Annotated in this window: 25 protein-coding genes; 16 read left to right on the top strand and 9 right to left on the bottom strand. The window is 41.6% G+C overall.

The window, feature by feature from the left end; all coding sequences use genetic code 11:
- Nucleotides 1–31 precede the first annotated feature (31 nt).
- Nucleotides 32–1078 carry a LacI family DNA-binding transcriptional regulator gene (locus ACTHRG_RS08730; protein ID WP_076261251.1) on the top strand — a complete coding sequence of 349 codons (1047 nt, stop codon included), beginning with the start codon at nucleotides 32–34 and terminating at the stop codon, nucleotides 1076–1078.
- A 493-nt stretch (nucleotides 1079–1571) separates the two neighbouring features.
- Here the strand turns inward: ACTHRG_RS08730 and ACTHRG_RS08725 are convergent, their stop codons facing one another.
- Complete coding sequence (locus ACTHRG_RS08725) at nucleotides 1572–2441, bottom strand: SDR family oxidoreductase (protein WP_076261255.1); 870 nt, start codon at nucleotides 2439–2441, stop codon at nucleotides 1572–1574.
- 120 nt (nucleotides 2442–2561) lie between these two features.
- Here ACTHRG_RS08725 and ACTHRG_RS08720 point away from each other — a divergent pair, with 120 nt between their 5' ends.
- Nucleotides 2562–3065 (top strand): GNAT family N-acetyltransferase, encoded by a 504-nt coding sequence (locus ACTHRG_RS08720; RefSeq protein WP_083675398.1) that lies wholly within the window; start codon nucleotides 2562–2564, stop codon nucleotides 3063–3065.
- Nucleotides 3066–3128: 63 nt separating this feature from the next.
- Here the strand turns inward: ACTHRG_RS08720 and ACTHRG_RS08715 are convergent, their stop codons facing one another.
- Nucleotides 3129–3620 carry a YajQ family cyclic di-GMP-binding protein gene (locus tag ACTHRG_RS08715; protein ID WP_035327116.1) on the bottom strand — a complete coding sequence of 164 codons (492 nt, stop codon included), beginning with the start codon at nucleotides 3618–3620 and terminating at the stop codon, nucleotides 3129–3131.
- Nucleotides 3621–3777: 157 nt separating this feature from the next.
- On the opposite strand from ACTHRG_RS08715, the gene ACTHRG_RS08710 reads away from it, so the two are divergent.
- Nucleotides 3778–4641 (top strand): CvfB family protein, encoded by an 864-nt coding sequence (locus ACTHRG_RS08710; protein WP_076261259.1) that lies wholly within the window; start codon nucleotides 3778–3780, stop codon nucleotides 4639–4641.
- Nucleotides 4642–4693: 52 nt separating this feature from the next.
- Here the strand turns inward: ACTHRG_RS08710 and ACTHRG_RS08705 are convergent, their stop codons facing one another.
- Both ACTHRG_RS08705 and ACTHRG_RS08700 read right to left on the bottom strand, forming a co-directional pair.
- Nucleotides 4694–4825, bottom strand: coding sequence for a DUF3941 domain-containing protein (locus ACTHRG_RS08705; RefSeq protein WP_009331260.1), 132 nt, complete (start codon nucleotides 4823–4825; stop codon nucleotides 4694–4696).
- Nucleotides 4826–4934: 109 nt separating this feature from the next.
- Nucleotides 4935–5789, bottom strand: coding sequence for a DegV family protein (locus tag ACTHRG_RS08700; RefSeq protein ID WP_076261261.1), 855 nt, complete (start codon nucleotides 5787–5789; stop codon nucleotides 4935–4937).
- 125 nt (nucleotides 5790–5914) lie between these two features.
- Here ACTHRG_RS08700 and ACTHRG_RS08695 point away from each other — a divergent pair, with 125 nt between their 5' ends.
- Both ACTHRG_RS08695 and ACTHRG_RS08690 read left to right on the top strand, forming a co-directional pair.
- On the top strand, nucleotides 5915–6745 hold the full coding sequence (locus tag ACTHRG_RS08695; RefSeq protein WP_440231017.1) for a YitT family protein: 831 nt from the start codon (nucleotides 5915–5917) through the stop codon (nucleotides 6743–6745).
- Nucleotides 6746–6764: 19 nt separating this feature from the next.
- Nucleotides 6765–7514, top strand: coding sequence for a BsuPI-related putative proteinase inhibitor (locus ACTHRG_RS08690; RefSeq protein WP_076261265.1), 750 nt, complete (start codon nucleotides 6765–6767; stop codon nucleotides 7512–7514).
- Nucleotides 7515–7549: 35 nt separating this feature from the next.
- On the opposite strand, the gene ACTHRG_RS08685 is transcribed toward ACTHRG_RS08690, so the two are convergent.
- The 3 genes from ACTHRG_RS08685 to ACTHRG_RS08675 all read right to left on the bottom strand — a co-directional run bounded on the left by ACTHRG_RS08685 (nucleotide 7550) and on the right by ACTHRG_RS08675 (nucleotide 8832).
- Nucleotides 7550–7735, bottom strand: coding sequence for a DUF3813 domain-containing protein (locus tag ACTHRG_RS08685; protein WP_048011909.1), 186 nt, complete (start codon nucleotides 7733–7735; stop codon nucleotides 7550–7552).
- Between the two features lie 2 nt (nucleotides 7736–7737).
- The gene (locus ACTHRG_RS08680; protein WP_174750431.1) at nucleotides 7738–7890 is read right to left on the bottom strand and encodes a hypothetical protein; all 153 of its coding nucleotides are present in this window, start codon (nucleotides 7888–7890) and stop codon (nucleotides 7738–7740) included.
- Nucleotides 7891–8013: 123 nt separating this feature from the next.
- Nucleotides 8014–8832, bottom strand: coding sequence for a Cof-type HAD-IIB family hydrolase (locus ACTHRG_RS08675; protein ID WP_076261267.1), 819 nt, complete (start codon nucleotides 8830–8832; stop codon nucleotides 8014–8016).
- A gap of 280 nt (nucleotides 8833–9112) precedes the next feature.
- Between ACTHRG_RS08675 and ACTHRG_RS08670 the strand changes: the two genes are divergently transcribed.
- The 3 genes from ACTHRG_RS08670 (at nucleotide 9113) to ACTHRG_RS08660 (ending at nucleotide 11559) form a co-directional block, all read left to right on the top strand.
- Nucleotides 9113–9880, top strand: coding sequence for an alpha/beta fold hydrolase (locus tag ACTHRG_RS08670; RefSeq protein ID WP_076261269.1), 768 nt, complete (start codon nucleotides 9113–9115; stop codon nucleotides 9878–9880).
- A 71-nt stretch (nucleotides 9881–9951) separates the two neighbouring features.
- Nucleotides 9952–10260 (top strand): metal-sulfur cluster assembly factor, encoded by a 309-nt coding sequence (locus ACTHRG_RS08665; RefSeq protein WP_048011912.1) that lies wholly within the window; start codon nucleotides 9952–9954, stop codon nucleotides 10258–10260.
- 171 nt (nucleotides 10261–10431) lie between these two features.
- On the top strand, nucleotides 10432–11559 hold the full coding sequence (locus ACTHRG_RS08660) for a TIGR04053 family radical SAM/SPASM domain-containing protein (RefSeq protein WP_076261271.1): 1128 nt from the start codon (nucleotides 10432–10434) through the stop codon (nucleotides 11557–11559).
- A 30-nt stretch (nucleotides 11560–11589) separates the two neighbouring features.
- Here ACTHRG_RS08660 and ACTHRG_RS08655 read toward each other — a convergent pair whose 3' ends face one another.
- A complete protein-coding gene (locus ACTHRG_RS08655) occupies nucleotides 11590–12291 on the bottom strand; it encodes a Crp/Fnr family transcriptional regulator (protein ID WP_076261273.1) in 702 nt (233 codons plus the stop codon).
- Between the two features lie 285 nt (nucleotides 12292–12576).
- Between ACTHRG_RS08655 and moaA the strand changes: the two genes are divergently transcribed.
- The gene (gene moaA, locus ACTHRG_RS08650; RefSeq protein ID WP_076261274.1) at nucleotides 12577–13593 is read left to right on the top strand and encodes a GTP 3',8-cyclase MoaA; all 1017 of its coding nucleotides are present in this window, start codon (nucleotides 12577–12579) and stop codon (nucleotides 13591–13593) included.
- 112 nt (nucleotides 13594–13705) lie between these two features.
- On the opposite strand, the gene ric is transcribed toward moaA, so the two are convergent.
- The gene (gene ric, locus ACTHRG_RS08645; RefSeq protein WP_076261276.1) at nucleotides 13706–14398 is read right to left on the bottom strand and encodes an iron-sulfur cluster repair di-iron protein; all 693 of its coding nucleotides are present in this window, start codon (nucleotides 14396–14398) and stop codon (nucleotides 13706–13708) included.
- Between the two features lie 226 nt (nucleotides 14399–14624).
- On the opposite strand from ric, the gene ACTHRG_RS08640 reads away from it, so the two are divergent.
- The 7 genes from ACTHRG_RS08640 to ACTHRG_RS08610 all read left to right on the top strand — a co-directional run bounded on the left by ACTHRG_RS08640 (nucleotide 14625) and on the right by ACTHRG_RS08610 (nucleotide 21952).
- Nucleotides 14625–15890: a molybdopterin molybdotransferase MoeA gene (locus ACTHRG_RS08640; protein ID WP_076261278.1), complete on the top strand. Its 1266-nt coding sequence runs from the start codon at nucleotides 14625–14627 to the stop codon at nucleotides 15888–15890.
- Nucleotides 15884–16414, top strand: a complete 531-nt coding sequence (gene mobB, locus ACTHRG_RS08635) for a molybdopterin-guanine dinucleotide biosynthesis protein B (RefSeq protein ID WP_286149047.1) — start codon at nucleotides 15884–15886, stop codon at nucleotides 16412–16414. The genes ACTHRG_RS08640 and mobB overlap by 7 nt, the downstream gene beginning before the upstream one ends.
- 418 nt (nucleotides 16415–16832) lie before the next feature.
- Entirely contained in the window at nucleotides 16833–17552 is a 720-nt protein-coding gene (locus tag ACTHRG_RS08630) for a YwiC-like family protein (RefSeq protein WP_076256644.1), read from the top strand.
- Nucleotides 17553–17737: 185 nt separating this feature from the next.
- A complete protein-coding gene (gene argC / locus ACTHRG_RS08625; protein WP_076256646.1) occupies nucleotides 17738–18769 on the top strand; it encodes an N-acetyl-gamma-glutamyl-phosphate reductase in 1032 nt (343 codons plus the stop codon).
- 13 nt (nucleotides 18770–18782) lie between these two features.
- A complete protein-coding gene (gene argJ / locus ACTHRG_RS08620) occupies nucleotides 18783–20012 on the top strand; it encodes a bifunctional ornithine acetyltransferase/N-acetylglutamate synthase (protein ID WP_076256648.1) in 1230 nt (409 codons plus the stop codon).
- A 12-nt stretch (nucleotides 20013–20024) separates the two neighbouring features.
- A complete protein-coding gene (argB, locus tag ACTHRG_RS08615) occupies nucleotides 20025–20798 on the top strand; it encodes an acetylglutamate kinase (protein WP_076256650.1) in 774 nt (257 codons plus the stop codon).
- A complete protein-coding gene (locus tag ACTHRG_RS08610) occupies nucleotides 20795–21952 on the top strand; it encodes an acetylornithine transaminase (RefSeq protein WP_076256651.1) in 1158 nt (385 codons plus the stop codon). The genes argB and ACTHRG_RS08610 overlap by 4 nt, the downstream gene beginning before the upstream one ends.
- The last annotated feature ends 58 nt before the right edge of the window (nucleotides 21953–22010 follow it).

Below are 22010 nucleotides of genomic sequence, written 5' to 3'. Positions count from 1 at the left end.
TATTAAGCGGCTCTGCAGAGAGGGTGATTCTATGGCAGTCACAATTAAAGATGTTGCGAAGATGGCAAAAGTAGCGCCTTCTACTGTTTCAAGGGTTATTGCCAACAATCCTCGCATCAGCGAGAAAACCAAGCAAAAAGTCAGAGAGGCAATGGAACAATTAGGATACCATCCGAATTTTATTGCCCGCAGTCTTGCAAGCCAGTCAACCCGCGCAATTGGACTGATAATGCCCAGTTCCACAGATGTTGTATTTCAGAATCCATTCTTCCCTACTGTACTTAGAGGTCTGAGTGAGGGTGCGCATGAAAGGCATTATGCCCTCCATATGACAACCGGAAAAACGGATGATGAAATCTATGAAGGCGTCATCCAGATGGTACAGGGCGGCCGGGTAGATGGAGTAATTTTGCTTTATTCAAAAGTGGAGGATAAAGTCCTTGCCTTCTTAAAAGAAAGAGATTTCCCGTTTGTGGTTATAGGCAAGCCGTTTTCAGATGAAGAAGAAATCACTTACGTGGATAATAATAATTTCCGTGCAGCCAAAGAGGTAACGGAATACTTGATTAAGCTTGGCCATAAGCAAATCGCATTTGTCGGGGGAAATTTGAATTTAACCGTTACAGTTGAACGCCTTCTTGGCTATGAAAAAGCTTTAAGGGATGCTGGCATTGAACTTGTAAATGAATATATTGTTCATGAGGAGTTCTTAAAAGAAGGAGGCCAGGAGGCTGTCAGAGGCCTCATCTCCCTTGATAAACCTCCAACCGCCCTTGTGGTTGCCGACGACTTAATGGCATTAGGCGTCCTGAATACATTGGATGAATTGGGAATAAAAGTTCCTGAGGATATGTCAATCATCAGCTTTAATAACGTGCTGTTAGCTGAAATGTCCAGACCCCCGCTGACTTCTGTCGATATCAACATTTTCGATTTGGGATTTGAATCTGCCAGAAGTCTCATATACAGAATTGAAAACCCTCGGGAGCCAGTAAAGCGCATTATTATTCCACATAAAATTGTAAAACGCTGTTCATGCAGCAGCCCGCTAACTGAAGATCCAGAGATAGTATCATAAAAAAAGGGAAGCCTGCTGCAGGCTTTCCTTTCATTTTGTTTATCGCAGTCTAACGGGCAGTAAGACCCCCACTTTAAGACTCAGAGTAATCAAAATAGGATAAGTGAGGGTCAAACTGCCCAATCCAGCTGCGGCTCCCAGGGGCTCGAGGTCATAAGCCAATCAGCGGATGGGAAGAAAAGCACTTCCCGCCATCTGCTCGTCTTATGCTTGTCACCCCTGGGCAAGTCGCCTCGCTTTATAATGTAAAGGCCCAAAAAACGAACAAAGACTAAGAAAGCCACGTCCTCGCAAAAGCTGCCGCTTTCGGTCGTGCGGTGTATCGCTACCGTAGTTCCTTGTCCTGTGGCAACGTCTTTGTGACCCACTTCCTCCCAAAAGCTGACGCATTTGGTCGTGCGATGCTCATGCTGACGAAGCCTTCCTTGTCCTGTGGGCCTCAACTAACTATCAGTGGGGGATAAAGAGAACCCCCGCTGATTGAAGTTTCACTTTACCCATTTACAATTGTTCCGCCGTTGACATGGATCATCTGGCCACTCACATAAGATGAATCATCACTGGCCAGATAGACATAGGCCGGAGCCAGTTCATAAGGCTGTCCTGCTCTGCCTATTGGAGTATTTGATCCAAATTTTGATACCTTATCGGCTGTGAATGTAGATGGAATAAGCGGTGTCCAAATAGGTCCTGGAGCCACTCCATTTACGCGAATTCCCTGTCCAGCCAGCGATTTGGCCAATGAGCGTGTGAAGGAGACTATCGCTCCTTTTGTAGAAGAATAGTCGATTAGCTGTTCGTTTCCTTCATAAGCGGTTATTGATGCAGTATTGATGATGGAGCTTCCTTTTTTCAGGTGTGGCAGTACTGCCTTTGTCAGATGGAAAAAAGAAAAGATGTTTGTTCGGAATGTTTTTTCAAGCTGTTCAGCAGTGATATCAAGCAGGCTTTTTTGAGGGTGCTGCTCGGCTGCATTATTCACCAGTACATCGATTTGACCAAATTTATCAAGTGTTTTACTGACTGCATCCTTACAGAATGTTTCGCTTCCGATATCACCGGAGATCAGCAGGCATTCCTGGCCCTCAGCCTGGATGGCCTCTTTAGTCTTTTCTGCGTCTTCTTGTTCTTCCAGATAGACAATCGCGACGCTGGCTCCTTCTTTGGCAAAATAAATGGCGGCTGATTTACCTATGCCGCTGTCTCCGCCTGTTATTAAAACAACTTTTCCTTTTAATTTATCAGACCCTTTATAATTGGGATCCACCGTTTGGGGCTCAGGCTGCATTGGCGCCTCTGTCCCGGGCTGATGATCCTGATGCTGAGGCGGAAATTCCTGTGGTTTGTTTTGAGTATTAGACATTTACAATATCCCTCCAAATCATTAATACTCTTCTAATTCCATTTTATTATGATAAAAAAACATGGAAATTATTTGCATCACTCTTATATAATGGATTTAAAAAGAGTGGGGGAACAGGAATTGGAGATTCGATCAGCTGCCAAAAGTGATGCGGAAGCCATTCTCGCTCATTGCCGGAAGGCTTTTGGAGAAACGGATTTTTTAATGACCGAGGCGGATGAGTTTAATTTAACAATTGAAGAAGAAGAAGCGTGGATTGAGCGGAGTATTAGAACTGGGGATCTTATTTTAGTAGCGGAAGTTGGCAACAAAGTGGTTGGAATGCTGAACTTTCGGCGGTCAAAAAGCAAAAAAGTGAACCATCTGGGTTATTTCGGCATCACAATACAGGAGAAGCATTGCAACCGGGGGCTGGGAAGCAAAATGATGAAACAATTCCTGAAATGGGCGGAGGAAGAACCTGGTCTGGAAAAAATATGCCTTGAGGTTTTTGCATATAATGAGAGGGCTATCCACCTGTACAGGCAATTCGGATTTCAGGAGGAAGGCCGCAAAGTCAAACATATAAAAAGAAAAGATGGGACCTATGCAGATGAATTGCTGATGTATAAATTTGTTAAATAGCTGCAGCATGAATGGATAAACTAAACGAACAAAAAAGCAAACGGAGTTTTCCGTTTGCTTTTTTTAGCGATAGTTAACGAATTGAACATCAACTGTCAAATCTGCCTCTTTAACAGCAGCAATAATCTTCTGCAGGTCATCGCGGTTTTTGCCGGTCACACGTACCTGATCATCCTGAACCTGGCTCTTCACCTTTAATCCGCTGTTTTTAATCAGGGTATTGATCTTCTTGGCATTTTCTTTATCAATGCCTTGGACAAGCTTTGCCCTTTGGCGGACCGTTCCGCCTGATGCTCCCTCAATCTTGCTGTAATCAAGATTTTTTACAGGAATGCCCCGTTTAATTAACTTGCCTAATAAAACATCCTTAAGCTGGTCAAGCTTAAATTCATCATCAGATAGAAGCACAAGCTCCTCTTTATCAAGCTTTATATCACTTTTGCTGCCTTTAAAGTCATAGCGGGTGGAAATTTCCTTCATGGCAATATTAATGGCATTGGTTACTTCAGAAAAGTCAACTTTAGATACAATATCAAATGAGCTTTCTTTAGACATGACAGCCTCCTTGGCGATAACAATTTAAGTTTCACTTCTTGTCCTTATTATAGTAAAATATAGCAGTTCAAACAACTTTAGGAGTTATGTGATCTTTTTTGGGAAAGATTTAATATAATGAATATTTGCTGTTTACTGCTGAGAAGGAGGAAAAGAGATGGCTATAGAAGAGAATTTGGGCCGTGCTGTTAAGCTGATCGTTTCAAGGGAAGCGGCATTTGGCTATTTTTTGACAGATGGAGAGGAGGATGTTCTTCTTCATCAGAATGAGACGGATGAAAAGCTCGAAGAAGGGCAGGAGGTTGAGGCTTTCCTTTACATGGACTCACAGGGAAGAATCGCAGCAACAACTGTCATTCCCGAGGTTCAGGCTGGTACATATGGATGGGCACATGTAAGCGATGTAAAGCCCGGCATCGGTGTATTTATCAATATTGGCATTCAGAAAGACATGCTCCTTGGGGAGGAGGATCTTCCTGTCCACGAAGCTGTGTGGCCGATTGAAGGAGATAGATTATACATTACACTCCGGGTAAATAAGAATAACAGAATTTATGTAAAAATGGCTACTGATCCTGTCATTACCGATATTTCAATTAAAGCAACCAAAAGTGAATATAATAAGAATATTCACGGACATATTTATAGAACCGCAAAGGTGGGAAGCTGGATTTATACAGCTGAGGGCTTTAAAGGCTTTATCCATGAATCCCAGCGAAAAAGAGAGCCCCGTCTTGGAGAGAAAGTGGAAGGCCGCATAGTTGATGTGAAAGAAGATGGGACAGTGAATGTTTCTCTCATTCCAAGAAAGCATGAAGCACTTGATGATGATTCCGAAAAAATCATCTCTTATCTTGAAAGCCGAAGCGGTGCGATGCCATATGGCGATAAAAGTGCCCCGGAAGATATCCAGGAGCGTTTTCAGTTAAGCAAAGCTTCTTTTAAAAGAGCTTTGGGCCGGCTTATGAAGGAAGGCAGGATTTATCAGGAAGAAGGCTGGACATATATTAAGAAAGACTAATCAACTGCAAAAAGTAATAAAACGGACAAGCCAATGCTTGCCCGTTTTATTATTAAAGATGATCTGTCTTTTTGGAATATTGGTTTTTCCCGGCTTTACGGTTTTTCTCGCGCATCATATTTTTTTCGTGGAGAAGTGCATTATTATCTTTCGCTTTCTTATCATTATCGGAAGTATGCGGCATAATAAAAATACTCCTTTCATACTGATGGGTTTAGCCTTCAGGAATATAACTGAAGTACAGTTATATTGTCTGTCAGAATGAAATGGAGTATGTATCCCGCACTTATGGTTTAAATTTGCTTAAAGTAGAATATCGCTATAGACCCTGGGCCTGTATGAGCCCCGATTGCGGAGCCAATGGATGTAATATATACTTCTTTGGCATTAAGCTCGTCCAGTATCAGCTTTTTCATTTCAAGAGCTGTGGCTTCATCATCGGCATGGCTGATGCCGACAGTCTGCATCTCAAAGGAAGTCCCATTTTCTTTCATCAGCTCAATAATGCGGCGAAGCAGCTTTTTCTTGCCGCGCAGTTTCTCAATCGGCACAAGTTTTCCATCTTCTACTGTTAAAAGAGGTTTAATATTCAAAAGTCCGCCAAGAAATGCCGAGGCTTTCGAAACGCGGCCGCCCTTTGCGAGGTATTCAAGATCATTTACCGTAAATAAGCTCTCGAGGTTCCGGCAGTGATATTCGATTACTTTCTGGAGGTCTTCCTTGGATGCGCCTGATTGCGCAGCAGCTGCAGCAGCCTTCACAATTAATCCATATCCCAATGAAGCAGCCTTGGAATCGATGATGGTTAATTGGAAATCGGGGTATTTCTCTTTTACTTGCTCAAGGATCATGACAGCGGTCTGATATGTACCCGAAAGTTCGGAGGAAAAAGCAATATAAATGCCATCTTCATTGTTTTCTGCCATTTTATTGAACGTTTCTTCAAAAAGAAGAGGGGATGCCTGAGATGTTTTAGGCATTTGGCCTTCCCGTATAGCTCTATAAACTTCCTTAGGTTCTATGGTGACTAAATCTTCATATTCTCCATCATTCAGTTGGACTTGTAACGGGAAAAGTGTGACGCCATGTTCTTTATAAAAGCTAAGCGGCAAGTCACACGCACTGTCAGCTAGAATTTTTACTGACATTATCTTTCACCTGCTTTCAAACTATATGAATTCAGTTTATAGAAATCAAGGAGAAAAAACAATGAATTGTGTTGAAAATGCACCTTATTGGGGTAAAGAAACTATAAAAATTCAGGGGGTAAAAAATGGTTTGGCTAGAAACTAAGAAAGTTTTTATTGTTTTGATTGGCGCGATATTGAATGCTGTCGCGATGAATTTTTTTCTGATACCCGCTAATGTATATGCAAGCGGTTTTACAGGGGTGGCACAGCTCTTATCAAGCATTCTGGGTGATTTCGGATCAACAGGGATATTGCTGTTCATTCTGAACATTCCTGTTACCATATTGGCCTGGAAAAAGGTTGGCCGTTCGTTTACGATTTATAGTTTTTTTAGTGTCTTCCTGATGTCTTTCTTCCTTGAAGTGATACCTGTAATCCACGTATCAAAAGATATCTTGCTTAATGCCGTTTTCGGAGGTGTCATAGCAGCTGTAGGTGTAGGGATTACACTTAAATGGGGGGCATCCACAGGAGGAATGGATATCATAGCGATGGTCTTGTCACGTATGAAAGACAAACCAGTCGGTACATATTTCTTCACTCTTAATGCCATTATTATTATTACAGCAGGTTTTTTGTATGGCTGGGAAAAAGCGCTATACACTCTTGTAACCCTTTATGCTTCTACCAGGGTTATTGATGCTATCCACACCAGACATGAAAAACTTACAGCTCTGATCATCACGAAAAAATCCGAAGAAATGAAAAAAGCGATCCATGACCATCTTGTCAGGGGAATAACAACCTTTCCTGCAAAGGGAGCTTTTACAAATGAAAATAAGGAAATGATGATGATTGTCATCACCCGCTATGAGTTATTTGACCTTGAAAGAATCATAAAAGAAGTGGATCCGAATGCTTTTACAAATATTGTTCAAACAACGGGTGTATATGGTTTCTTCCGCAGGGATTAAATGAATGGAGGGATGAAGGATGCTTCGGCTCTTGGCTGCTGCTGTAATTATCTTCACTATGCCTATGCAAAGTTTTGAAGCTTCTGTAAAGGAAATGCCTTTTGATTTTAATGTAAAGCCTCAAGCAGGACAGGAAACACTAAAGATCGATTTGCTTCTGAGGAATAAGGCCAATTATCCGCTGAGCTTTGAGTTTGGATCCTCTCAGTTTTATGAAGTGGAGATTTTCACTCAAAAAGGCGAAAAGGTATATTCCTCCTCAGAAGGAAAAGCATTTTTACAGGCTATCCAAACCATTGCCGTGAACCCGGATGATAGCAAGGTATGGGAAGAGCAGTGGGATTACAGGCATAAAGGGAAAAGAGTTCAGGAGGGAGAGTACATAGTAAAAGCCAGGCTTCTGGCATCAAACTTAAATGGCAAAAAGCTGGAGACAAAACCTGAATCTGAAGCATCTGTTTATATCCCGGGCCCAAATCCTTCCTTTAGCCAGGCAAAGGTTTCAGGCAGGAACGGGGAATATATCATATTATTTAAAGCTCGCCCAAAAAACGGAAAGCTATGGTATACAGTTGAAGACGGCCATAATGAGCTGCAGTCTGAAAAGTCCATAGTGGCTTCATCAAATGATTGGAAGAGTTTTAGGATAAAAATAAGCCTTCCTTCTGAAAACATCCCTGAAAACGGAACAGTGGTCTTGCATTTATTTGAAAAAAATGTAAACGGAGATATCATAAACTCCTTTCCTGTTATCCTGGAAAGCAGTTAAAAAGAGCTGGCAGCCATTGAGGCCGCCAGCTTTTTTTAGCGATACTGCGAATATTGTTCAAGTTCCTGCTGCATCTCCCGGAGCTGTGCCTGTTCAGCTGCAGTGGAGTTGGCAAATGCAGAACTTAAAGCATTTTTCGCTCGGGAAACAGTTTCTTCGCCTGCAGAATTTTTGGCTATTTCCACATATTTTCTGGCTTCCTGAAATAATCTGTTTCCCATCGCTATATTCCTCCGAGGGACGATTCTTTCACATTTGCTAGTTTTTGGGCTTCCGCCTCAGCATAGGTCATGTGGTACGGGATACGCTCATCATGCTTACTAACAGTATCTGCACCCTGTTGAACGAAGCGTTTTGATTTATTACGTTTACCCATTCGAATCCCCTCCATGAAAGAGTTTGAAGCCGCAATTGGGCTGCTTCATCTTTAGTATGCTCTAAAGGAAGCATTTAAAAAGGGGATTTAATGGTTTCAAATTAATTATTCTTGGTCAGCTGCTTAAAGAGCTTTAAGATTTAATAAGTCATTTAGATAAATGCCGATTCCATCTTCCTCATTGGTTAATGTGACCTCTTTGGCAATATTTTTCACCTGGTCGATCGCATTGCCCATGGCAATCCCGTAGCCTGCAAATTCAAGCATTTCGAGATCATTGTCCTCATCGCCAAAAGCAATGATCCGCTCGGGCGGTATTTGGAAATAATCGGCTGCTTTTTTGAGGCCAACAGCTTTATTAAGTCCCGTTTTCACGATTTCAATGACATGCCAGGGAGCCGCCCATCTGCGGTGGTCAATTACTTCTGCATGGACTTCGGAAAGATGATTTCTGATGGATTTTACATGCTCCTCATCAGTATGTATGAGCATGCTTGTCGGATTATCTTTTAAGTAACTGCGCAAATCTCCGGTCGTAATATTCGGATCGCCAAAACCGAAGATGTCGAGAAGCTTCTCATCATGATAGTGCAAATAAACATCATCAATAACTTCTGCCACGATATTATGAATAGTATAGCTATTAACGGCTTCGACAATTTCCTTTGCCACGTTCATTTGCAGTGGTGTGTGGTAAACACCCCAATTATGGTCTTTAGGATGATGTATGTATGCACCATTGAAATTGACAATCGGCGTAGTCAAATCCATTTCACGATAGTAAATTTCACTCGAGCGAAATGGCCTTCCAGTGGCAATCATTACTTCATGCCCTTGTTCACGTGCCTTTTGAATAATCATTTTAGTTTTAGCAGAGATGGTTTTGTCATCTTTTAATAATGTGCCATCAAGGTCCAGTGCAATTAAATGTTTTTCAGCCATAAGATCTCCTTCTAAGCGCTCAGCACTTTTATAATAATAATGTAATTGCAGCCAGCGGACTGCAGCGCATTGCTTATATTGAAGTATGCCCCGCTTTTGTTCTAAGTGTAAAGGTTTTGGAAAAGAAAAGTCCACATGTTAAACTGAAAATATAGAAAGAATTTACATAAAGACAAGAGCTTAAGCTTTTACAAAATCATTTTATACATATATGTTATCAATATTATTATAATTTTGTAAAAAAGTTCATCTTGGTACAACAGGTTTAGGAGGAAAAATTGTGGTTGTTATTGAACATAAGCTAATCAGAGAAATTCCTGTTCTTGAACTTGCCAGACAGGAAATAAAAGGGGAACCCCTGCCTTTTATCATTTTTGTTCATGGTTTTACAAGTGCCAAAGAACATAATCTGCATTATGCCTATCTCCTTGCAGAAAAGGGGTTTAGGGTAGTGCTGGCGGACACCTTATTTCATGGGGAAAGATCAGAGGGCTTATCAGGCAGCGATTTAAACTTCAAGCTTTGGGATATTGTTCTGAATACCATTGCGGAATTGAACATAATCAGGAATGTCTATGAGGATTGGGACCTGATTGATGAGGGAAGAATAGGACTTGTGGGCACCTCCATGGGGGGAATAGTCACTTTGGGCGCCCTGACACAGTATGAATGGGTCAAAACTGCAGTTAGCCTTATGGGTATGCCGTATTATGAAAAGTTTGCTCAGCTTCAGCTCGATGAACTGAAGAAAAATAATATTAAGGTTCCGCTCACAAATGAAGAACTGGCAGATCTTCTGAGAATCCTTAGGGAGCGGGATCTGAGCCTTCAGCCAGAAAAGCTTGGCGGAAGGCCGCTCATGTTCTGGCATGGTAAAAAGGACCCGGTTGTTCCTTATTCCTATACATACCAATTTTATGAGACCATTCAGCCCCTGTATAGTGACTCACCTGAAAACCTCCTGTTTATATCAGATGAACAGGCGGGGCATAAAGTCAGCAGGGAGGGGCTGCTTGAAACAGTTAAATGGTTTGAGGAACATTTATAACCTGTATTTTTTCATTTCATTTAAATTTTTGTTAAGATAAAGATAGTAAATAATGAAGGAGTGCTGCAGATATGGATCAGGATTTAAAAGACAGCATTATGGGTGCACTGGAGCTTGTAGTAGACCCTGAGCTGGGGATAGACATTGTAAACTTAGGCTTGGTATATGATGTGAAAATGGAAGAAGAAGGGAAAGCTATAGTTGATATGACTCTTACTTCCATGGGCTGTCCCTTGGCAGGCACAATTGTTGAACAAGTAAAGTCAGCGCTGGCAGATATCCCTGAAGTAAAAGACACTGAAGTGAATATTGTCTGGAACCCGCCTTGGTCCAAGGACAAAATGTCCCGCTATGCAAAAATTGCACTTGGCGTACGGTAAAATTTAAGCTCAAAACAGCAGGAGTATCTCCTGCTGTTTTTTTTGTGCCCTTGTGAGGTAGTTCACTTATTTCACATGCCGATTATCCTATAATAACAATGGAAAGACAAAATATGGTTTGCTTTGCGTTGACAAATGGCCGGGAGTCAGGCCATCAAGGAGGCATTTCTAATGGGATTTGATAGGGATTTTAATAAAGACCCTTTTATTGTGATATGGGAATTAACAAGGGCATGCCAGCTAAAATGTCTGCATTGCCGTGCGGAAGCACAGTACAGGAGAGATCCGAGAGAACTTTCCTTTGAAGAAGGGAAGGCCCTGATTGACCAAATCAGGGAAATGAATAACCCTATGCTTGTGTTTACGGGTGGAGATCCATTAATGAGGCAGGATGTATTCGACATTGCCGAATATGCGGTAAAAAAGGGCGTTCGTGTTTCCATGACGCCCAGTGCGACACCAAATGTAACAAAAGAAGCTATTGAAAAAGCCAAACAGGTCGGCTTAGCTCGATGGGCGTTCAGTCTTGATGGCCCAAATGCAGAAATTCACGACCACTTTAGAGGGACTTCCGGTTCCTTCGATTTAACGATTGAAAGGATTAAATATCTGCACGAGCTTGAAATTCCAGTCCAGATTAATACAGTGATCTCGCGCTATAATATCGATTACCTGGAGGAGATGGCCAAGGTTGTAGAAGAACTCAAATGTGTTCTATGGAGTGTGTTTTTCCTCGTCCCAACAGGGAGAGGGCAGGAAAAAGATATGATCTCACCGGTTGAGCATGAGAAGGTATTTACATGGCTGTATAACTTAAGCAAAAAGGTTTCCTTCGATATTAAGACAACAGCTGCCCAGCATTATCGCCGAGTAGTCATTCAGCAAAAAATGAAGGAAGCAAAAGCTCAAAATGAAGATATTCAATATCTCGATGCACTTACACAGCAGGGGCTGACGGGTTCTATAGATGGTTTAGGCAGGGCGCCTAAAGGAGTAAATGACGGAAACGGGTTTGTTTTCATTTCACACATTGGGGACGTTTATCCAAGCGGGCTTTTGCCTGTTAAAGCAGGAAATGTAAGGGAACAGCCCCTCGCTGAAATATACAGGGAATCGCCCATTTTTAAAGATCTCAGAAATCCTGATAAATACAAAGGGAAATGCGGTCAATGTGAATTCCGGTATGTGTGCGGAGGATCAAGGTCACGTGCATTTGCCATGACAGGGGATTATATGGAGAGCGAACCGTTTTGTGTATATATTCCTAAGGCACTTAGAAAGAAAGCAGCAAAAGCATAAAGGAATAAGGAGTGCATCATGACTGCACTCCTATTCAATGCTGCAGTATACGGCAGGGCAATTTTCACAGCCTATTTCATTTTTTAAATACTGAAGATCTTTAACTGTAATTTTTCCATTCATAATTGAAATAATTCCTTCCTTCTTCAGTTCGCCGAGTATCCGGTTGGTACTCTCTCTGGAGGTGCCGCAAAAATTTCCAAGTTCCTGATTCGTAAGTGGCAGATCAATGAGTATGCCGCCATTCACCTTTACGCCATAGCTGTTAGTCATTCTGATAAGAGTTGAATACAGGGCACCTTTTTTTCCATTAAGCACAAGGTCTCTGAATTTGGTCTGTGTATTGCGGAAATGGTCGCTCATCCATTTCATAAATTCATAGGCCAGAGTACTATTTTTAAAAATCTCCTTTTCCAGGACATCTTTTTTTATCACAGCTACCTCACCAGCTTCAAGAACTAAAGCATTCAATAAATATTTTGGGTCACTGGTAAATAAGGTCAGCTCACCAATGATTTCATTTTCTCCGCATAACCTGAAGGTGAGTTCCCTGCCATCTGCTGTTATCTTACTGATTTGAATCTTGCCGGAAAGGATGATATATAGCTCATCAGCATCCATGCCTTCCTGAAAAATATAAGCCCCTTTCTGTGTTTTCATATGCCGGTCAGCGAAATGAAGAAGCTCTTTAATCTCAATGGAATGTGTCTGTTTAATGGCTGTATGAGCCATGGTAATCCTCCTTCATAAAACAGCTGTCTTTTCTCACAATAATATCATTTGTATAGTGAAAACATTGCCGGCTTTTGTGTCTTTATTGTGGCATTTTCTATAGAAATGGTCGCTCTTAACTTATAAACAGCAATTCCCTATTAACATTGCAGCGATTGTATGTTCTAATAGTAAAAGCCCTTAATTTGAGATACTGGGTTATTTCTGTTATTTTAAGGGAAAGGCTAAAATATACATCTGTATAGAAAGCTTAATAAAGTCACTCTTTAAATGGAGTTGAACGAAATGGCTAAAACGATTATTAAAGATAAATTGAATAGACCTTTAAGAGACCTGCGCATTTCTGTCATTGACCGCTGTAATTTCCGCTGCCAATATTGCATGCCGGCAGAAATCTTCGGTCCTGATTTTGCTTTTCTTCCAAAAAGCGAGCTGCTCAGCTATGAAGAAATTGAAAGGCTGGCTAAAATTTTCATAAGCCTTGGAGTGGAGAAGATCAGGTTAACAGGCGGGGAGCCCCTTATGAGAAAGGACATGCCTAAACTTGTCAAAATGCTTTCAGATATTGAGGGATTAAAAGATATTGGACTAACCACCAACGGCGTATTGCTTCCCAAACATGCGAAGGACTTAAAGGAAGCAGGACTGCTGAGGGTTAACATCAGTCTTGACAGTCTGGATGATGAGCTTTTCGGACAAATCAACGGACGCAATGTGGGTGTCAAACCAGTCATTAAAGGGATTGAAGCAGCAAAAGAAGCAGGACTTGGGGTGAAGATCAATATGGTCGTCAAAAAAGGCCTGAATGATTCTGAAATTGTCCCTATGGCTAAGTTCTGTAAAGATAACGGCTTACAGCTGCGCTTTATTGAATACATGGATGTCGGCAGCACGAACGGCTGGAAAATGGATGAGGTAGTAACTAAAAAAGAGATTTATGAGCTCTTAAAGGAACACTATTTATTAGAGCCGGTAGATCCGGATTATTTCGGAGAGGTGGCTAAGCGGTACCGCTATAAAGGCACCGATGTAGATGTTGGGTTTATTACATCTGTTTCTGAATCCTTCTGTTCAAGCTGCACTCGTTCAAGATTGTCAGCAAACGGCCAAATTTTCACATGCCTATTTAATGGTGAAGGGCACGATTTAAAGGAATTTATGAGAAAAGGCGCTACTGACGAAGAAATTACCGATCGGATTATTAAGATTTGGAATGGCAGAAAAGACAGGTACTCAGACGAACGGACAGAAGAAACCGCTGCAAACAGGAAAAAGATTGAAATGTCCTATATTGGGGGATGAAAAAGCATGCTTTGCTGTGTCATGAGAAATAGGCACAGCGGGCAGGCTTTTATTTTTGCCGTTTGAATGCACAAAAAATCTGCAGCCGATATTGGCTGCAGATAATGAGTGTTTAAATATATCGAGGAAAAAGAATATTATTTTCCAGGTGAACATGCATAAACGTTTGGCTTTCCAAATCTTCAAGCCGCTTATATACAAGACGGTAAGAACCGCATGCATCAGCTGGAGGAGTAAAATCAGCTGTAATTTCCCTCAATTCCTTTAAGATTGAACCTGCATGATCATGCTCCTTCTCAAGCTCCCGGATATAGCTGATGATTTCTTCGCGATTTTCAACTTTAGGATCTTCAAGCTTCAGCAGAAGTGGAAAAACTGACTCTTCTTCTTTGGAAGTATGTTCAAGAAGTTCGTGCTTCAATTCAAAGAATAATTGATGGACTTTAAGAAGCTCCTCATGGCTTTCTCCATGAACTCTTGATACCTTTGTTACATATGGGCTTAATTGTGATAGTTCTTCTTCAAGAGGACGATGATATCGATTAATGACATGTTCAATAATGTCATCTGTTGTACTATCTGTCCAAACCTCTAAATCATCAGTTTGGTTTTCCTTTTGAATTACTTCGTTTAATTCGCTAATCAGGACGTTCATATCCGCTGACTGGTCTGAAACAGCACGCGCAAGCGGAATATTTCCGCCGCAGCAAAAATCAATGCGATGACGTTTAAAAACATCGCTTGTCTTTGGAAATTCATTTACGATATCTTTTACGAGACGATCTTCTGTAATTTGTATAGTCATTGAATTTTCCTCCTTCTATCTTGTGAACTATCTAAAGAATAAACGAATTTCCTTTTTAATTTGGTGATGGGCATCACACTTGCAGGCTTTTTATAAAGTTTTTTGGGTAAAACTCTGCATAGATGAAAACTGAAAGTGTGATAATTGTCATGTTATGGATTTTCATGTACGTTTATAATAATTGAATTAGAAAATACATTAAGAAAAGTACATAGGAGCTGATATCATGCTGGAAAAAAGAACTCCCATTCCTGTTGCTGAAGCCGTAAAAAAAATCATGGCATATCAATTAAACGGAAGTTCGGAATACGTATCTATTAATGAAAGCAGCGGCCGTTTTCTGGCGGAAGATTTAAAAGCGACACATGATGTCCCTCATTTTGATCGATCACCATATGACGGTTTTGCTGTCCGTTCTGCAGATACAAAGGAAGCTTCAATGGAAAATCCCGTCGTATTTGAGGTGGTAGACCACATTGGGGCGGGGCATGTGACTTCTAAAAACATTGGTCCATTCCAGGCTGTTAGGATTATGACGGGGGCGCAAATGCCTCAGGAATGTGATGCTGTTGTAATGCTTGAACTGGCAAAAGCATATGAAGAAGACGGTAAGAATTATATGTCCATAAAGCGATCCTATAAACCGGGAGACAATGTTTCCTTCAAAGGAGAAGATGCAAAAAAAGGAGATTCATTAGTTAAAAAGGGGACAAAGATCAATCCCGGAATTCAGGCCATTCTCGCAACCTTTGGTTATGCAGAAGTGCCTGTTGCCAAAAAGCCTGTTATTGGATTATTTGCAACAGGAACTGAACTATTGGAAGTCCATGAACCGCTGGAGCCGGGGAAAATTAGAAACAGCAATGCTCATATGATTACAGCGCAAATTGAACGGGCCGGCGCGGAAGTTATTTATTATGGAAAGCTTCCTGACGAATTTGATACATGTTTTAATGCTGTGAAAGAAGCATTGAACAATGTGGATATGCTGATCACTACAGGCGGTGTATCTGTGGGCGATTTTGATTATCTGCCGGGCATTTATGAAAAGCTTGAGGCTGAGGTGCTGTTCAATAAAGTTGCCATGAGGCCAGGCAGTGTGACGACTGTTGCCCAGCATGAAGGAAAGCTTCTGTTTGGGCTTTCGGGAAATCCTTCTGCCTGTTATGTCGGGTTTGAACTTTTTACAAGACCAGTCATCCGAAAAATGCTTTTCTCTGAGAAACCGCATTTAAGGAAAGAAACTGCTGAATTGGTGGCAGAATTTCCAAAAGCAAACCCGTTTACACGATTTGTCAGGACGTCTGTTAATTATTTGTCAGGACGACTGGTGGCAGCACCAAGCGGAGTGGATAAATCAAACATTGTGATGAGTCTTGCCGGTGCGAATTCGCTAATGATTCTGCCAGGCGGAACGAGAGGCTATGGCAAGGGTGACACCGTTGAAGTGCTATTGCTTGAGGACCATGAAGGAAGCGAATGGCCATGGTAAAGGAACCTGTTATCTTTCAGGTATCCGGCTATCAAAACAGCGGAAAAACAACGTTAATAAATAAATTAATTTCCGGATTAAAAGAGAAAGGGCTTTCTGTCATTACCATTAAACATCATGGTCATGGCGGCAAACCTGAAACCCCGGAAGGAAAGGATTCCACAAGCCATATTGAATCAGGGGCTGCAGCTTCACTTGTAGAAGGGGGAGGCAGACTGCTACTGCATGCTGAAAAGAAAAGCTGGAGCCTGGAGGAGCAGGTAAGCATTGTGCTGCAGATGCATCCGGACGTGGTGCTAATTGAAGGTCATAAAAAGGCATCATATTCTAAGGTTCTCTTGCTAAAAAGTAATGAAGATATGCATCTTTTGAAGGAATTGACAAATATATGTGCAGTGATCAGCTGGGATGATAACGTAATAAAACTAAACGATGCAAATTTTGAAGCACCGTTTTTCAGCATTGGTGATCCTAAAGGCCCTGATTGGATCGTTGAGTATTTAGTGAGCGAAAGAATGAAATAAAGTGAAACTTCAATCAGTGGGGGGGTTCCTTATCCCCCACTGATTGTTAGTCGCGTTCTAGTGTCGCTAAGATCTCCGCTAGCGCTTCGATCAATCGACACTACGAGCCCGATTGGTTCAACTAAGCCTCTGCCTGCGCGTCGGCAAGTTTCACTGTATCTCACCAATCGGGCCTTTACGGGCAGTTTGACCCCCACTTATCCTCCTTTGATTCCTCTGAGTCTTGAAGTGGGGGTCTTACTGCCCGTTAGACTGCGATAAAGATTAAAGCAGAACAGCCCAATTCTATTTTGGGCTGTTTTTAATATCCTCAAAATTGAACGTTTTGTGGCGTTGTGTGTATCAGTGATAATCTTCACTTTAAATTTACCGGGAAGATTATATATTATAGGCAGAAAGCAGCGGGGAGGTATTATAGATGAAGTTATTTATGCCAAAACAGCATGGTGCCTGGGCAATGCTGATTCTGCCATTTTGGCTCGGAGCAGCTGCATCTGATATTATTTGGTCTCATATCCCGTTTTTTTTAGGATGGATATTGCTATATCTGGCCACTTATCCGGGCCTTTTGCTGTTTAAAAGAAAAAGAATGCCTTTATATTCTAAATGGACAGCCATTTATCTGGTCCCGGCTATTTTACTCCTTTTAGTTCCTTTACTGGAAAGACCATCGATTATCATTTTCGGACTTCTTATGCTTCCTTTTTTTATTATTAATGCGTTCTATTCTTCCAAAAACAGAGATAGAGCATTGGGCAACGACTTTAGTGCCATTTGTGCATTTTCAATAGCAGGCCTTGCGAGCAGCTACTTGCCGCATGGGGAAATTTCACCGATGGCCTGGACAGTGTTTGCAGCATCTATATTATTTTTTGCAGGAAGCACCTTCTATGTAAAATCAATGATCAGGGAAAAGAAAAATGGTTCTTTTAAATGGGTATCATGGATCTTTCATACTGCGGTACCGATACTTTGGCTGCTGGCGGGCGGATGGATTGTATCTGCTGCGTTTCTTCCAAGCCTTTTCAGGTCCATTGCATTTTATGGGAAGTCATTCACACCTAAAAAAATTGGCGTTTATGAAATTGCTAATGCCTCGATATTCTTCTTAATGTTATTACTTGCCATACACACTTGAGAACCGGCCTGAAGAGGCCGGTTTTTTCAATATATCAAGAAATGCTGAAAATTAATATTAGAAATCTTTAAAACTTCAGTAAAATAGGTTGCAATTTTTCAATCCAGTTTCTATAATAAGAGAAACAAAATTCATAAATATGTATATAAATGATTAAATATACACTTGGAATGAAAGGAGCAACTATGAACGTTTCAATAATCGGAACAACCGGATATGGGGGTGCTGAATTGCTCCGTATCCTCAAGCAGCATCCGGAATTTAACATTAAATCGATTCATTCTACCAAAGAAGACATCCCCATTTGGAATGAATATCCGCATCTATACGGTTTATTAGACAAAAATTTACAGGGAATAGATTCAGATCAAATCGCTGGCCAGTCTGATATTGTTTTTCTGGCTACACCATCCGGGATATCGGGAAAACTTGCTGAAGATTTTTCAGGTAAAGACGTTAAGGTAATTGACCTATCCGGTGACCTTCGAATTCCGGCTCAAGCCTATCAGGAGTGGTATAAGCACACTCCTGCAAACGAATCTCTCGTAGAAAAAGCAGTATATGGTCTTCCTGAATGGCACCGCAGAAAAATAGCCTCCGCAGAAATCATATCTAATCCTGGGTGCTATCCAACAGCTGCTCTGCTAAGTCTTGCACCTGTTGTAAATGAAAATTTAATAAAACCAGATAGTGTTGTCATAGATGCAAAATCCGGAGTGTCCGGGGCAGGAAGGGCGCTTTCAAGAACAACAAGCTATGCGGAAGCAAATGAAAACCTGCGGGTTTATAAGGTAAACAAGCATCAGCATACGCCTGAAATCGAACAGCAGCTGATGAAATGGAATTCCGAAATGAAGCCGATTACCTTCACGACCCATCTTCTTCCGATTACACGGGGCATTATGACAACCAGTTATGTTCAGCTGACCAAGGAATACACTTCTTCTCAAATTCTTGAACTTTATCAAACAGTCTATGAAAACCAGCCATTTGTCCGGATTCGTCCGGAAAATACCTTCCCTTCTGTAAAAGAGGTTGCAGGCTCTAACTTTTGCGACATAGGTACCCACATGGACTCCAGAACAGGCAGACTGACAATCGTTTCAGTGATTGATAATTTAATGAAAGGTGCTGCCGGGCAGGCTGTGCAAAATGCCAATATAATGAGCGGATGTGATGAAACAGCGGGTCTCGGATTTGTTCCGCTATATCCATAAGGAGGAAAGATAAATGCAATTAGTATCTCAAGCTGAAGTAGCTGAACTGCCCGCCGGGAGCATCATCACACCGAAAGGCTTTACAGCAGCGGGTGTTCATGCAGGGCTGCGCTATTCCAAAAAGGACTTAGGGATTATTTTAAGCGATATTCCTGCACATTGTGCAGCAGTCTATACAACCAGCCATTTTCAGGCGGCCCCTCTAAAAGTTACACAGGAAAGCATTGCAGCGGATGGACTCATACAGGCAGTCATTGTAAATAGTGCATGTGCCAATGCTTGTACAGGGGAACAGGGTCTAAAAGATGCTTATCAAATGAGAAAATCAACTGCAGATAAATTCAATTTAAAGGAACAGCATGTGGCGGTTGCCTCTACCGGTGTCATTGGCGAGTATATGCAGATGGATAAGATAGAACAGGGCATAAAGATGCTGAAGCCCGGCAATGAGGCGATACACTCAGACGATTTTCAAACAGCCATATTAACAACAGATTTAGTGATGAAGAAGTGCTGCTACTCTGCAGTCATTGATGGGAAAACAGTCACGATGGGCGGGTCTGCTAAGGGTTCAGGAATGATTCATCCCAATATGGCAACGATGCTTGCGTTTATTACAACAGATGCTAATATAGCCAGCTCTGATTTGCAATTTGCTTTAAAACAGGTTACTGATCGAACGTTCAATCAGATAACCGTTGATGGGGATACCTCAACAAATGATATGGTAATGGTCATGGCCAATGGAGCCAGCGGTACCAATAAACTTTCGCCGGATCATCCAGATTGGGATGTATTTATACAGATGCTTTCCAAAACTTGTGAAAGTCTGGCCAAACAAATCGCAAAAGATGGTGAGGGAGCAACAAAGCTGATCGAGGTGGAGGTATCGGGGACAAAAACCGATGATGATGCAAGAATGATTGCTAAACAGATTGTCGGCTCGAACCTTGTAAAGACTGCTATATATGGAGCAGATGCCAATTGGGGCAGAATTATCGGGGCAATCGGACAGGGCCAGCCGGCCATTGATCCATCTTCGGTAGATATTTCAATCGGACCTATAGTCATGCTGAAAAATAGTGTTCCTCTGACATTTTCTGAAGAAGAAGCAAAAGAATACTTATCCAATACTGCCATTCAGATTACTGTGGATCTTCATCAGGGAGCAGGCATAGGGAAGGCCTGGGGATGTGACTTATCCTATGATTATGTCAAAATCAATGCAAGCTATCGTACCTGAGGGGGATGCTATTTGAAAAGTATAGTCATTAAATGCGGCGGCAGTGTTATGGAAGAACTGGGAAAAGATTTTTTTGATAGTGTTTTATTGTTGAAGAAAGAAGGATACCAGATTGTTTTTGTTCATGGAGGCGGTCCGGCAATTAACAGCATGCTGGAACTTTATAATATCCCTCATGAATTTGTCAATGGGCTTAGAAAGACGACTCCGGCAGTTCTGGAGGTAGCAGAGATGGTCTTGTCAGGACAATCAAACCGCAAACTTACCTCAATGATCGAAATGCATGGTTTGAGTGGTTTTGGCGTAAATGGCAGTGATGCGGGATTACTAAAGGCTGAATGCATCAATCAGGATGAACTTGGACTGGTTGGAGAAATAACGGCTGTTAATCCGTCGTTACTGGAAATGTTATTTAACGAAGACCTGATCCCTGTCATTACTCCTATTGCAGCTTCAGAAGGCGGCACGAAACTGAATATCAATGCTGACTATGCTGCGGCAGCCGTTGCCAATGCCATTAAAGCTGAACAGTGCATTTTTGTAACGGATGTAAAAGGAATTTTCATTGACGGTAACCTCGCTCCCCAGCTTGACGCGTATGAAATTGAACAGCATATAAACGATAAAAAAATAACAGGCGGAATGATTCCAAAAGTTACCTCTGCCTTGAGCCTAATCAGCAAAGGATTAAATAGCGTAATGATTGTATCAGGTAAAGAAAAGTTTTATGAGGATGGCATATGGATCGGGACGAACGTATCTGCCAAGAAGGAGGTCTTAACTTGAGTAACCTATTTCCAACATATGCCCGGTGGGAAGTCGAGCCGGAAAAAGCAGAAGGAAGTTATCTTTTTGATAAAAGCGGGAAGCGCTATTTGGACTTCACCTCAGGAATCGGAGTCTGCAATCTGGGTCACCGTCCAGCAAGTGTCCAAAAATCTATTAACGAACAGCTGAATAAATTCTGGCATGTTTCCAATTTGTTTATACAGGATCAGCAGGAGAATGCAGCAAAGACTCTCTCTGAAGCTGCGGGCATGGACCTTGTATTCTTTGCCAACAGTGGAGCAGAAGCAAATGAAGCAGCGATCAAACTTGCCAGAAAAGCTTCGGGACGGGAAAAAATCATTACTTTTCAGCAATCATTCCACGGGAGGACCTTCGCCACTATGGCTGCAACAGGACAGGATAAAATAAAAAGTGGCTATGGTTCCATGCTGGAAACATTTAAATATGTTCCTTTTAATGATATTAATGCATTAAAGAATGAGATGGATTTGGAAACAGCCGCTGTAATGCTGGAAATTGTCCAGGGTGAAGGCGGGATTCACATTGGGAATCAGGAGTTTCTTGCAGAAACAGAGAAGCTTTGCAGAGAATATGGTGCGCTGCTGATAGTAGATGAAATTCAGACCGGCATTGGCAGGACGGGGAAAGCCTTTGGATTTCAGCATTTTGGCCTTGTGCCCGATATCGTAACCGCAGCTAAAGGCCTGGGAAGCGGAATGCCAATAGGCGCTGTAATTGGAAGAAAAGCATTAGAAGGGGTGTTTGGACCAGGAAGCCATGGATCAACATTTGGCGGGAACCCCATCAGCATTGCTGCAGCTATTGCTACAATGAAGACAATTTTTAATGATGATTTTTTACAAGGTGTTCAGGAGAAAAGTGCATATCTTGTTGACAAATTGACAGAAGCTCTAAAACAGATCGCAGCTGTTAAAGAGATTCGCCAACTTGGTTTGATGGTCGGTATTGAATCAGATATCCCTCTTCCATCTTTGTTAAAGGAATTAAGAGACAAGGGCTTGCTGGCATTGCCTGCAGGGGAAAATGTTTTGAGGCTGCTGCCTCCTTTGACAGCATCCAAATCTGAAATAGATGAAGCGGTACAAATTCTGAAATCCATACTAAAGGAATTTTCAAAATCAGCTGTGTAAGCTGTATTATTTTTCAAATGAGTGAATAAAAATTAACAAAGTTATATAAATATACAGA

Origin of the sequence: Cytobacillus sp. SAFR-174 (genome assembly GCF_051964675.1) — a bacterium.
Classification (GTDB): Bacteria; Bacillota; Bacilli; order Bacillales; family Cytobacillaceae; genus Cytobacillus.
Note: the sequence above shows the minus strand (reverse complement) of the source record. Positions and strands in the feature narration are given on the sequence as shown.

Coding starts and splice junctions, on each gene's coding strand:
- ACTHRG_RS08665 (WP_048011912.1), top strand. CDS start 9,952: ATGGATCAGGATTTAAAAGACAGCATTATGGGTGCACTGGAGCTTGTA.
- ACTHRG_RS08685 (WP_048011909.1), bottom strand. CDS start 7,735: ATGGGAAACAGATTATTTCAGGAAGCCAGAAAATATGTGGAAATAGCC.
- ACTHRG_RS08730 (WP_076261251.1), top strand. CDS start 32: ATGGCAGTCACAATTAAAGATGTTGCGAAGATGGCAAAAGTAGCGCCT.
- ACTHRG_RS08725 (WP_076261255.1), bottom strand. CDS start 2,441: ATGTCTAATACTCAAAACAAACCACAGGAATTTCCGCCTCAGCATCAG.
- ACTHRG_RS08695 (WP_440231017.1), top strand. CDS start 5,915: ATGGTTTGGCTAGAAACTAAGAAAGTTTTTATTGTTTTGATTGGCGCG.
- argC (WP_076256646.1), top strand. CDS start 17,738: ATGAACGTTTCAATAATCGGAACAACCGGATATGGGGGTGCTGAATTG.
- ACTHRG_RS08640 (WP_076261278.1), top strand. CDS start 14,625: ATGCTGGAAAAAAGAACTCCCATTCCTGTTGCTGAAGCCGTAAAAAAA.
- ACTHRG_RS08655 (WP_076261273.1), bottom strand. CDS start 12,291: ATGGCTCATACAGCCATTAAACAGACACATTCCATTGAGATTAAAGAG.
- ACTHRG_RS08690 (WP_076261265.1), top strand. CDS start 6,765: ATGCTTCGGCTCTTGGCTGCTGCTGTAATTATCTTCACTATGCCTATG.
- ACTHRG_RS08680 (WP_174750431.1), bottom strand. CDS start 7,890: ATGGGTAAACGTAATAAATCAAAACGCTTCGTTCAACAGGGTGCAGAT.
- ACTHRG_RS08710 (WP_076261259.1), top strand. CDS start 3,778: ATGGCTATAGAAGAGAATTTGGGCCGTGCTGTTAAGCTGATCGTTTCA.
- ACTHRG_RS08630 (WP_076256644.1), top strand. CDS start 16,833: ATGAAGTTATTTATGCCAAAACAGCATGGTGCCTGGGCAATGCTGATT.
- ACTHRG_RS08715 (WP_035327116.1), bottom strand. CDS start 3,620: ATGTCTAAAGAAAGCTCATTTGATATTGTATCTAAAGTTGACTTTTCT.
- ACTHRG_RS08700 (WP_076261261.1), bottom strand. CDS start 5,789: ATGTCAGTAAAAATTCTAGCTGACAGTGCGTGTGACTTGCCGCTTAGC.
- mobB (WP_286149047.1), top strand. CDS start 15,884: ATGGTAAAGGAACCTGTTATCTTTCAGGTATCCGGCTATCAAAACAGC.
- moaA (WP_076261274.1), top strand. CDS start 12,577: ATGGCTAAAACGATTATTAAAGATAAATTGAATAGACCTTTAAGAGAC.
- ACTHRG_RS08675 (WP_076261267.1), bottom strand. CDS start 8,832: ATGGCTGAAAAACATTTAATTGCACTGGACCTTGATGGCACATTATTA.
- ACTHRG_RS08705 (WP_009331260.1), bottom strand. CDS start 4,825: ATGCCGCATACTTCCGATAATGATAAGAAAGCGAAAGATAATAATGCA.
- argJ (WP_076256648.1), top strand. CDS start 18,783: ATGCAATTAGTATCTCAAGCTGAAGTAGCTGAACTGCCCGCCGGGAGC.
- ACTHRG_RS08660 (WP_076261271.1), top strand. CDS start 10,432: ATGGGATTTGATAGGGATTTTAATAAAGACCCTTTTATTGTGATATGG.
- ric (WP_076261276.1), bottom strand. CDS start 14,398: ATGACTATACAAATTACAGAAGATCGTCTCGTAAAAGATATCGTAAAT.